Here is a 7,635-nt window from a genome sequence, read left to right as displayed (position 1 = left end):
GCGCTTCATGGCGCTTGCAGATGTTGAAGACGCCCGTACGGCTCAGGCCAGTGAGGGCGGCGATCTCGTCGTAGGTGTTGCCGGCCTTGCGCAGTCGAATGACCTGCAAGCGGCGCTCATGCCGTGCCTCGCGGCTCAGCGATCTCATGTCGGTTGCTTGCATGAATCCGATATGCGGGCGACTCAGCAAACTTCAAGTGCGAAAGGGCCGGATCAATAACAACTGCCACTTCCTGCTTGGAGCAGTTTGGGTGACCACAAGTGGAGCAGGCTGGGGTGGCCATCGCGGCCGTGAAGAAAGCACGCTCACTGCCAAATTCCTCGCCCCCCCCCGCCCCCCCCCCCGGGGGCGTGTCGTGTTCCACAAAACGTCGATTGAATTTCGGGCACTGCGGTGTCTACTCGGGTTACCCGTAGCACCGGTTCTTAGGAGCCAGATCAAAGGAGTCAGCATGGACAAGAAAGCAATTCGGTACTTCACCCCGGGCTTGTTGGCGATGGCGGCAGTGCTTGCTGTGCAGCCGGCATTGGCACAGGACGCCAGCTTCAGCATGTCGGGCTTCGGAACCCTTGGCTTGGTGGCTACCGATACCGACGCCGCTGAGTTCCGAATCGCCGGCCAACCGAATGGGGCGCGCAAGCGTGCGAGCGGCGAAGTGGACAGCAAGCTGGCCGTGCAGCTTGGCGCCAAGTTCAATCCGATGTTCTCCGGAACGGTTCAGATCCTGAGCCGTCAAAACGGCGAAGGCAGCTTCAAGCCGCAGGTGGAGTGGGCCTTCTTGAAGGCGCAACTGACTCCCGAACTGTCGGTGCGCCTGGGCAGGCTGGGCGCGCCGCTGTTCGCGGTGTCCGATTTTCGCTACGTGGGCTATGCCAACGTGTGGCTGCGACCGCCGCAGGAGGTGTATGGGCAGATCCCGTTCAGCACATTCAACGGTGCTGACCTCGGCTATTCAACGTCGATCGGCAGCGCGACCCTGAACGTGCAGGTGTTTGCCGGCAAGTCCAAGGATGTCGTGGTTGGCAGCGACCTCGAGGTCAAGAAGTTCGTCGGTGCGAATGCGACCCTGGACCTGGGCAATGGCTTGGCGCTGCGACTCGGCCATGCGCAAGGCAACACGACGTTGAATGCGCAGGACGTCGGCGGGCTGGTGCAACTGCTGCGCGCCAACCTCGGTGCCACGCCGTTCGCTTCGGTTGCCGAGGAGATTGACCCGACCGAGAAGAAGTCAACTTTCAGCGGCCTGGGTCTGAGCTATGACGAAGGCGATTGGATAGCCAGTGCGGAGTTCACCCGCCGCCGCATGCATAGCATCATACCCAGCACAACCGGATGGTTCGCCTCCGTCGGCCACCGCTTCGGTGCGTTCACGCCCTATGTCGTGGTTTCGGACCTGAAGGTGGACGACGGCAACGTCAACAACACCATCCCCAGCGTCGGACCGACCGCTCAGTTGTCGGCGGTGGTCAATGCCGTGGTGGCGTCGCAGAGAGCCGAGCAGTCGACCACGGCGCTCGGCTTGCGCTGGGATGTGGCGCGCAACATGGCCTTGAAGACCCAATGGGACAGGGTCGACGTCAAGAACGCCGGCGGCTTGTTCTTGTTGCTCGATCCTGCCTGGTCCAAAGGCAAGGTGAATGTCGTCAGCGTGGCCCTGGACTTTGTGTTCTGACGAGGAGTAATCAACATGGCATTCATGAAATTCAGCGCGTTGCGACGCGTCGGCATGTGCATTGCGCTCTATGGCTTATCGACAATGGCCGCCGCGCAAGTGGCCGTCATCGTGAACCCGATGAATGGCAGCGCCAGTCTGACTGCAGATCAGGTCGGGGCACTGTTCCTGGGCAAGAGCACTGCCCTGCCTGGGGCCGCGGCGGCCGTGATGTCCGACTTGCCTGAAAGCTCGCCGGTGCGCGAGCAGTTCTACTCGAAGGTCGCCGGCAAGTCCTCGGCGCAAGTGAAGGCCGCCTGGAGCCGCATCGTGTTCTCCGGCAAAGGTACGCCGCCGAAGGAACTGGGCTCTGCAGCCGAGGTGAAGAAGTTCGTGGCAGGCAACCCCAGCGCCATCGGCTACATCGAGAGGTCGGCCGTCGATGGTACGGTGAAGGTTGTGCTGACCGTCGATTGACGATCAGTCAGTGAACTGCGCGGAGATGCATGAATGCGACTGAAGACCCGTATCTGGATGCTGCCTCTGTCGGCGGCGGTGATCTTTGCCGTGGCACTGACGGTTGTGCTGGTGCTCTCTGCGCGGACCTCCGACCGACTGCAGTCGGTCGGCCAGGTCGATTACCCATTCCTCAACATCATGACGCAGTTCAGTGCGCAGGTGGAGGCCTACGGCGGATTGATCCAGAGCGCCGTGGCGGAAGGCGAGAAGCAGCGCCTGGACGATGCCAAGGAGCGGGCCAAGCAAGCGCGCGAGTTGATTGCGCGCCTGCAGGCCATTCCTGGCAAGGCGTCCGAGGCCCAGCAATTGGAGGCTGCGTTAACCAATTACGAGGCGGCGTCCATCAGTACGGCAGAGCTCTTTCTTGGCGTGAAGCAGGGCGACCAAACCGCATCCATCCCGGAGATGCAGGCTGCGCTGAAGTCCTTGGAAGAGTTGATCGCCGCCAAGCGCAAGCAGGCGACCGAAGCGTTCGACGGCGCGCTGCAGTCGGCCCGTTCGGGCGTGAGCGCGGGGCTCTGGATGATTGCCGGCGCGGGTCTGCTGGTGGTGGTGGTGCTCGGGGTGGCGTCCTATCTGGTCATTGGCAGCATCTGGCGCCAATTAGGCGGAGAGCCCGAGTACGCGGTAAAGGTGATGCGCCGGATGGCCAACGGCGATCTGGCCCAATCGGTGGAGCTTCAGGCCGGCGCCGAGCAGTCGCTGCTGGCGGCCGTGCGGGACATGGCGGGCGGCTTGGTCGGCATCGTCGGCGGCGTGCGTCAGGGCACCGACTCAATCACCGTGTCGGCGCGCGAGATCGCCACAGGCAATCACGATCTGTCGGTGCGTACCGAGCGACAGGCTGGTTCCCTGGAGCAAACAGCATCCAGCATGCGCCAGCTCACCGAGGCGGTGAGGGCCAGTGCACAGTCGGCGCAGCAGGCCAATCAGGTTGCCAATTCGTCGGCCGAGGTGGCCGGGCGCGGTGGCGCGGTGGTCGCCCAGGTGATCGAGACTATGGAGGAGATCAATGCCAGCTCGCGCAAGATCAACGACATCATCGGCACCATCGACGGCATTGCGTTCCAGACCAACATCCTGGCGTTGAACGCAGCGGTCGAGGCTGCGCGCGCCGGTGAACAGGGGCGGGGTTTTGCCGTGGTGGCCGGTGAGGTGCGTGGGCTGGCCCAGCGCAGCGCCGATGCCGCCAAGGAGATCAAGTCGCTCATCGGCGCCAGTGTTGAGAAGGTCGAGGCCGGCACCTATTTGGTCCGCAATGCAGGCGCGACGATGGACGAGATCCAGGCCAGCGTGCGCAGGGTTGGCGACATGATTGCCGAGATCACGGCCGCCACCGCCGCGCAGACTCAGGGCATCGAGCAGGTAAACACCTCGATCGGCTCCTTGGATCAGATGACGCAGCAGAACGCTGCGCTGGTCGAAGAGGCCGCCGCCGCCGCCAGCAGCATGGAACAGCAAGCGGTGAGCCTGCAGTCCGCCGTGGCCACCTTCAAGTTGGACTGAGAGCTTTTCGGGCAAGGCCGAAAAGCTCTCACCCTCTAAGGCCGCCGCGCCCTGCGGCTGTCCCTGGCGTCATCCGGTTTCGCGCAGCGCTGCGGCTATGCCGTTGATGCATCCGGTGGATGCCGCGCTGAAGGCGCGCCAGCTGTTCCTCGCGCTCGTCGGGCGCCAGACTGCGGTAGCGGCGCATCAGTTCCGCCAACACGTGGTTGAGCGGTTCGATGTATGGGAAGCGGTGCGCGACCGAGCGCGCCTGCGAACAGTTGGAGACGAGCCGATCCGGCTCGCCGGTGATCTGTGCCAGCGCATGCGCGGTGGCCTCGTACTCGGCGCGGATGGCGGCAAAAACTCGCTTGCCGAGCTTCCTGTCCTCGACGAGCTCGACGTAGAGCAGCCAACTGCAGGTCGGTCTTGGCCAGCACCATGTTCAGGTTGGAGAGCAGGGTGCGGAAGAAGGGCCGAGCGCCTGGGCGCCACCGTCATGCCCGACTGGCGCGTGTGTCGGGTCACCGGCGTCGCATTGGGCGCTTTGGCGGAGTCCTCCACACCCCGCTGACTCCGGGTTTTCCGCAGTCTGTCGCACGCTGCGTCGGCTCGTCTTTCGGCCGTGGTGCGGTGGGGCTTGAACGGTCAAAGTTCAGTCACCGCAGCACACAACCCACCCCGGAGACGACCATGAGCAAGACCTTCAACCCCAGCCCTGTTCTCGATCACCTTGGCGGCGCCTTGAGCATCGTTGTCATGGCGGGCCTCACCTTCGCCAGCGCGGCCATCGGCGCTGCCAGCCCCCGCACCCCCACGCCCCTGCAGCCGGCTGCGGTCGCGCAACTGCCGCCGGTCATCGTCACCGTCAAGCGCGCGCCCACCGTGGCCCAGTTGCCGCCGGTCATCGTCATCGCTCAGCGCGCCACCCCCAGCACCGGCGCCTGAGCGCGTCCCGCGCGGCGCGTTGGTGTCACCGCCTCGCTCGTTGGCGGATCAAGCGGCCCAGCGCACGCTTTGGCTCATCAGGCGTCGGAAGCGGCTGGGCAGCGCATCCAGGCGCACCATCACCGGCAGGTCGGCGCATTGGAAGTCGCCATCCCACGCCGGCTCGCCCAGCAGTTGCCCGTGCATCTTCAAGTAGGCCCGCAGCAGGGGGTCCACCGTCACCTCGGAGACGCTGGGGCGCAGGGGCCGGGGCAAGGGGCTGCGGCTGCGCACTTGCCACTCCAGCGGCGCCAGGTGCTGCGCCGCCACCTGCTGCCACACCGCCCAGGCTTGCGCGCCACCGTCGCGGGCGCACAGGCTCACGCTGCCCAGCGCGTAGTCCACGCCATGGCGGGCCAGCAGACCGGCCAGTTCGCCCCACATCAGCAGCAGCGCGGCGCCGTGGCGGTGGTCGGCGTGCACGCAGGCCCGACCCAGCTCGGCCATGCGCGGCCGGTGGGCCCGCAACCGGGTGAGGTCGAAGCGCTGCTCGGCGTACAGGCCGCCCAAGCGCTTGGCCGCCTCGGGCAGCAGCACGCGGTAGGTGGCCACCACCGGTCCGGTGTCGTCGTTCAGCGGCACGGCACGCACCAGCAGGTGCTCGCAATGGGCGTCGTACAAGTCGGCGTCCAGCCCCTCAGGGGTGCCCGGGGGCGGCCTCAGGCGCGCGCCCTTCTCTTCGGCAAACACGGCATGGCGCAGGCGCTGGGCCTCGCGCACGTCGGCCGCGCTTCGCGCCCAGCTCAGGCGCAGCTCCGTGGCGGGTTGGGGGTGCAGCGCGGCCGGGGCCGGGTGCGCGAAGGGGTGCAGTGAGGCTTGCATGAGCCGTCATGGTGGGCACCCTGTGTGACGCTGCCATGGCGCGCCCATGGCGTTTTCATGACAGTGCGGGGGTGGGGTGGCGCCGGTGGCCGTGGCGCCCCTCGGTGGTGGCTTGCTAACGCGAAGCACTCGTTGGCCGGCAAGCGCGTGAGCGGCGCTGAAGCCAGCGCCTCCGTGGCCCCCCGCAGAGGCGGCATCAGCGCCTTGGGGCCGCCGATCAGTAATGTGGCGGTCTTTCGTCGGCCGCGCTGCCCAAGCCGGCCCCGGGGGCGTCGCGCATTTGTTGACGCAGGGCCAGGAGTTCGCGCTGCAGCAGGTCGATTTGCTGTTGCTGGCGGGCGACCAGGGCGTTGAGTTGCTCCAACAGGTCGTCGGCGTAGCTGGCCTTGATTTCCAGCTCGGTCAGGCGGGCGTCGGTGCGGTCGGTCATGGGGGGGAGTGTCGCGGCTTCATCCCCACAGGGGCGGCTTGAAGACCATGAGGCCGTAGATCGCCAGCATGGCGGCGAAGGCGGGGTAGCCCAGCCACTCCCAGGCGCGTTGCAGGCGGGCGTAGGCCGGTGGCAGTGGGCGGCAGGTGTGCAGGGCGTGTTCGGCCAGGCGGGCCATGCGCAGCTGCAGCCACAGCACGGGCAGCCAGCAGGCGCCAGCAAAGGCGTACAGCGCGATGGACGCCAGCAGCCAGGGGCTGTCCCACGGCCAGCCGGCCAGGCGAACCAGGGCCACGCCGGTGAGTGGTTGCAGGATGACGGCCGGCGTGGTGAACCAGAGGTCGGCCCGCACGACCAGGCGCGCCACCACGGCGCGCGCCTCCAGGCTGGGCTGGCGGTTGGTGAAGAAGAGGTAGAAGGCGGTGCCGAAGCCCGTGCCGACGAGGACGACGCTGCTGACGATGTGCAGCCACTTCATGGCCAGGTAGGTGCTCATGGGGTGTGGCGCTGCAGGCCTTGCAGCAGCAGCGCGGCGATGGCGAGGTTTTTCAGCAGGGGGCCCAGGGGGTCCAGCCAGAGGGCGGGCATCCAAGCCGTGCCCAGGGCGGTCATGGCCAGCATGCCCCACAGGGCCCAGCGGTAGGCCTGGGCGCTGGGCGCGCAGGCCAGCCACAGGCCCACTGCCAGGTCCCACAGGCCGCCGGCCCAGACCAGGGTGAGGGCCATGCTGGCACCCAGGCCGGTGGCCTGCAGCAGGGCTTGGCCGTGGGTGCCGCCGTCCCAGAGGCTGGCCGCGGCGGTGCCCAGCCAGACGAGGACCAGAGCAGCGCGGGGGCCGTCGCGGCGCAAGGGGCGGCTCACCATGGGCCCTCCAGCGCACTTTGCAAGGGGCGGCCGATGAGGGTGGCCAGGCGGTCGGGGGCGCTCGGGTCGGGGCTGGCGCTGTCGTGCGCCATCAGGGCCCAGGTTTCTCGGCTCCAACTGGTGAAGCGCACGTGGTCGCCCCAGGCCGCGGTGGCAGCGGCCAGCGCCGCCGGCAGGGTGAGCACGCGCGCCGGGCCTTGGCCGCGTTGGGCGCGGCGGCGTTGCAGCCATTGGGGCAGGGGGGCGGTTTCAGGGCCCACGGCGTGCCAGGGGGTGGCGGTGGGCGCGGCTCTCAGGGTGGCCACCAGCACGTCGGCCAAGTCCTCGACGCGCAAGGGCTGCACGAGGCAGCGTTGCATGACGGCCGGCAGGGGCCACAGGGGCAGGTGGCTGAGTTGCTCCAACTGCCGGCTGGTGATGCCGCCCTGGCCCAGGACGAGGCTGGGTTGCACGATGTGGGCCTGCAGGCCGGTGCGCTGGGCCACGGCCTGGATGGCCGCGTCGCCCTCGCGTTTGCTGCGTGCGTAGGCGCTGGGGCCTTGGCAGAGCACGGAGACGTGGGTCAGGCGGGGCACGCCTGCCAGCACGCAGGCCTCGGCCAAGGCCGCGGGGGCGTGGTGGTGCAGGCGTTCGAGCCAGCCGCCGATGCCGCGCATGCGGTCGCGCAGGGTGCCGGGCAGATAGATGGCGGCGTCCAGCCCCAGCAGCCAGGGCAGCCAGGTTTTGGCGCGGTGGGCTTCGGCCCACTCGAACCCGGTGCCGAGCCCGCTGCCGACCGTGTTGCCGAGCGTGCTCACGGTGTGACCCTGCGCGGCCAGCGCGCGGGCGGTGTGGCGGCCCAGGAAGCCGCCCGCGCCGAGCAGCAGCACGCGCATG

General features: G+C 67.7%; 11 protein-coding genes. 4 read left to right on the top strand and 7 right to left on the bottom strand.

Annotated elements, in window-relative coordinates; all coding sequences use genetic code 11:
- On the bottom strand, positions 1-163 hold a 163-nt coding region (locus tag O9335_RS06780), incomplete at its 3' end, for a helix-turn-helix domain-containing protein (RefSeq protein ID WP_298385492.1).
- Between the two features lie 289 nt (positions 164-452).
- Here O9335_RS06780 and O9335_RS06775 point away from each other — a divergent pair.
- Genes O9335_RS06775 through O9335_RS06765 form a run of 3 tightly spaced genes read left to right on the top strand, consistent with a single transcriptional unit; the run spans position 453 to position 3,677 of the window.
- Positions 453-1,673: a hypothetical protein gene (locus O9335_RS06775; protein ID WP_298385485.1), complete on the top strand. Its 1,221-nt coding sequence runs from the start codon at positions 453-455 to the stop codon at positions 1,671-1,673.
- A gap of 15 nt (positions 1,674-1,688) precedes the next feature.
- Positions 1,689-2,129 (top strand): hypothetical protein, encoded by a 441-nt coding sequence (locus O9335_RS06770; protein WP_367185411.1) that lies wholly within the window; start codon positions 1,689-1,691, stop codon positions 2,127-2,129.
- A gap of 33 nt (positions 2,130-2,162) precedes the next feature.
- Complete coding sequence (locus O9335_RS06765) at positions 2,163-3,677, top strand: methyl-accepting chemotaxis protein (protein ID WP_298385482.1); 1,515 nt, start codon at positions 2,163-2,165, stop codon at positions 3,675-3,677.
- Positions 3,678-3,705: 28 nt separating this feature from the next.
- Here the strand turns inward: O9335_RS06765 and O9335_RS06760 are convergent, their stop codons facing one another.
- On the bottom strand, positions 3,706-4,011 hold the full coding sequence (locus O9335_RS06760; RefSeq protein ID WP_367185412.1) for a phosphoenolpyruvate carboxylase: 306 nt from the start codon (positions 4,009-4,011) through the stop codon (positions 3,706-3,708).
- Positions 4,012-4,349: 338 nt separating this feature from the next.
- On the opposite strand from O9335_RS06760, the gene O9335_RS06755 reads away from it, so the two are divergent.
- Complete coding sequence (locus O9335_RS06755) at positions 4,350-4,604, top strand: hypothetical protein (protein WP_298385479.1); 255 nt, start codon at positions 4,350-4,352, stop codon at positions 4,602-4,604.
- Between the two features lie 48 nt (positions 4,605-4,652).
- On the opposite strand, the gene O9335_RS06750 is transcribed toward O9335_RS06755, so the two are convergent.
- The 5 genes from O9335_RS06750 to O9335_RS06730 all read right to left on the bottom strand — a co-directional run bounded on the left by O9335_RS06750 (position 4,653) and on the right by O9335_RS06730 (position 7,634).
- Entirely contained in the window at positions 4,653-5,465 is an 813-nt protein-coding gene (locus tag O9335_RS06750; RefSeq protein WP_298385478.1) for a GNAT family N-acetyltransferase, read from the bottom strand.
- A 217-nt stretch (positions 5,466-5,682) separates the two neighbouring features.
- Positions 5,683-5,895 carry a SlyX family protein gene (locus O9335_RS06745; protein ID WP_298385475.1) on the bottom strand — a complete coding sequence of 71 codons (213 nt, stop codon included), beginning with the start codon at positions 5,893-5,895 and terminating at the stop codon, positions 5,683-5,685.
- Between the two features lie 19 nt (positions 5,896-5,914).
- Positions 5,915-6,391, bottom strand: coding sequence for a DUF2269 domain-containing protein (locus tag O9335_RS06740; protein WP_298385472.1), 477 nt, complete (start codon positions 6,389-6,391; stop codon positions 5,915-5,917).
- Positions 6,388-6,756 carry a DoxX-like family protein gene (locus tag O9335_RS06735; protein ID WP_298385469.1) on the bottom strand — a complete coding sequence of 123 codons (369 nt, stop codon included), beginning with the start codon at positions 6,754-6,756 and terminating at the stop codon, positions 6,388-6,390. Before O9335_RS06735 ends, O9335_RS06740 begins: the two co-directional genes overlap by 4 nt.
- Complete coding sequence (locus tag O9335_RS06730) at positions 6,753-7,634, bottom strand: NAD-dependent epimerase/dehydratase family protein (RefSeq protein ID WP_298385466.1); 882 nt, start codon at positions 7,632-7,634, stop codon at positions 6,753-6,755. Before O9335_RS06730 ends, O9335_RS06735 begins: the two co-directional genes overlap by 4 nt.
- Between the last annotated feature and the right edge of the window lies 1 nt (position 7,635).

The organism is Inhella sp., from assembly GCF_027532025.1.
Lineage (GTDB): Bacteria > Pseudomonadota > Gammaproteobacteria > Burkholderiales > Burkholderiaceae_C > Inhella.
The sequence above is the reverse complement of the archived record's forward strand: the minus strand, read 5'-3'. Positions and strand labels throughout refer to the sequence as shown.

Coding starts and splice junctions, on each gene's coding strand:
- O9335_RS06745 (WP_298385475.1), bottom strand. CDS start 5,895: ATGACCGACCGCACCGACGCCCGCCTGACCGAGCTGGAAATCAAGGCC.
- O9335_RS06770 (WP_367185411.1), top strand. CDS start 1,689: ATGGCATTCATGAAATTCAGCGCGTTGCGACGCGTCGGCATGTGCATT.
- O9335_RS06775 (WP_298385485.1), top strand. CDS start 453: ATGGACAAGAAAGCAATTCGGTACTTCACCCCGGGCTTGTTGGCGATG.
- O9335_RS06750 (WP_298385478.1), bottom strand. CDS start 5,465: ATGCAAGCCTCACTGCACCCCTTCGCGCACCCGGCCCCGGCCGCGCTG.
- O9335_RS06740 (WP_298385472.1), bottom strand. CDS start 6,391: ATGAGCACCTACCTGGCCATGAAGTGGCTGCACATCGTCAGCAGCGTC.
- O9335_RS06765 (WP_298385482.1), top strand. CDS start 2,163: ATGCGACTGAAGACCCGTATCTGGATGCTGCCTCTGTCGGCGGCGGTG.
- O9335_RS06755 (WP_298385479.1), top strand. CDS start 4,350: ATGAGCAAGACCTTCAACCCCAGCCCTGTTCTCGATCACCTTGGCGGC.
- O9335_RS06730 (WP_298385466.1), bottom strand. CDS start 7,634: ATGCGCGTGCTGCTGCTCGGCGCGGGCGGCTTCCTGGGCCGCCACACC.